The 1791-nt window shown below is 59.8% G+C and carries 1 protein-coding gene; it reads right to left on the reverse strand.

Annotation, left to right across the window (positions count from 1 at the left end; translation table 11 throughout):
* Positions 1–267: 267 nt before the first annotated feature.
* Complete coding sequence (locus tag AWB69_RS45045; RefSeq protein WP_062093211.1) at positions 268–1530, reverse strand: IS110 family RNA-guided transposase; 1263 nt, start codon at positions 1528–1530, stop codon at positions 268–270.
* Positions 1531–1791: the final 261 nt, after the last annotated feature.

The raw sequence follows: 1791 nt of genomic DNA on the forward strand, positions 1-1791 counted from the left end.
GTCACGCCCTGAGGCGGTCCGTCAAGGTTTTTCCGAGGGCAGGTGCAGCCCACATCCCTGAGCTTGTCGCCTCGGGCGTCGCTCATTCATGAAACGGCGTATGCCGATGAAATGTCGTGCGCCCGCTTGGCGAGTTGCCCACCGCCGACCAGCGTCATGGTCATAACAGGCGACCCGCCGGCCGGCGGTGGACAACTCGCGACATCACGTCAAATCGAGGCAACCCACGGACCCGGAACCAGCGACGTAACCGTCGATCGGAACGCGTTATCCCGGAAGTGCGAGGTTCCTGAGCAGTGACGAACCACGCTTCCTGAGGGCGTTGAGGTAGACGCTCTCGTCGTACCGTGTTCCGGTCTGCCAGCAGCGGTAGAGGATCCGTATCCACTTGAACGCCAACGCCCTCACGGCAGCCTGATACGAGTTGCCCTTTGCTCGCTGTTGCCGGTAATAGGCACCCGCCCAGAACGATTTGTTGATGGTCTGGCCGGCCCATTCAACGAAGGTCTGGCGCAGGAATGTCGGGCATTGCCAGCGCCAGTGCACCCAGCACTTCTTGCCGCTGCGCTCGGTGACCGGCGCGATGCCGGAATACTTCTGCAGTTCATCAGCGCCCTTGAAACGGTCACGTTGCTCGCCGAATGCAGCCAGCAGGCGCGGCGTCAGATGCGGACCTGCTCCGGGCAAGCTGTCAAACAGGTCGAAGTCGGGAAGCGTCCGCGCGACTGTCGCGATTTCCTTGTCGAACACGTCGATCGCAGCGAGCGCTGTGCGCAGTTGCGTCACCAACATCAGCGCGAGCAACCGGTGAGGTGCAACGATACCGGGATCGTCGGTGAGAGACGCAGCGCAGCGGATCGACTCCAGACGCCCCTCAATCAGTTTGGCCCGGCGACAGTTATGCGCATGGAAGAACGTTTCAATGGTCTTTCTGCTCGCACGCCTGACTGCTGGCAGAGTGGGCCAGCGGGTCAGGAAATCGCAAAACAGCACCGTGTCGATGTCGTCGAACCATTCCAGCGCTTGAGGATAATACTGCTTGAGTGCGTTGGTTAGCCGATTGGTGAACCGGGTCTTGTCGCCGACCAGTTCACGACGCTGTTCGATCAGGCTCAGCAAGGACCGCATGCCGGCGCTCTGCGGCCGGAGCGGGCTGAACCGCTCAGGATGGCGTAGCAGCAGGTCGAGTGCCAGTTCGGCATCGGTGGGATCGTCCTTGGCCCGGCTCGGTTTGAACGCTTCACGGTACTTCGCAAGCATTAAGGGGTTGATCGGGAATAGTGTGAAGAACGCATGTTTCTGCAACACAGAGACAATCGGCCCTCTGGCCAGCTCAAGCGCGATCGCGATGGGGCCGCCAAAGCGCTGATGTAACGCCTTTGCCCATTCATCGATGCGTGTTACCTGGTGGGGAATGCAGTCGAACTCGCGCCTGTCGTCACCAGCCTGCTGCAGGCAGATGTCATGTTTGGTATCGGCCCAGTCGATGCCGACGAAAGCCTTGAATTGCTGGTTCGATAGCGGTGCCATGTGAACCTCCGCAAGTGATAAATTAACCGGCAGGGACATGCATGCTTGCGTTCAGCGAAGGCAATATAGTGAGCCGGTGCGACGGCGAACCCTGAGTATTCGTTATCGGACGCAAGCGCACCCGTGGACTCGAAGTTAACTCGGCAATCGTCCAGACGTTTGGGTCGACTTATTCGTAGTCCACGGGTGCATGTCCCGCCTCGACTGGCAGCTCGCTGCCAGTGCCATCAGTATCGATGAAAGCGGGACGGACTATCTATA

Origin of the sequence: Caballeronia udeis (assembly GCF_001544555.2) — a bacterium.
GTDB lineage: Bacteria > Pseudomonadota > Gammaproteobacteria > Burkholderiales > Burkholderiaceae > Caballeronia > Caballeronia udeis.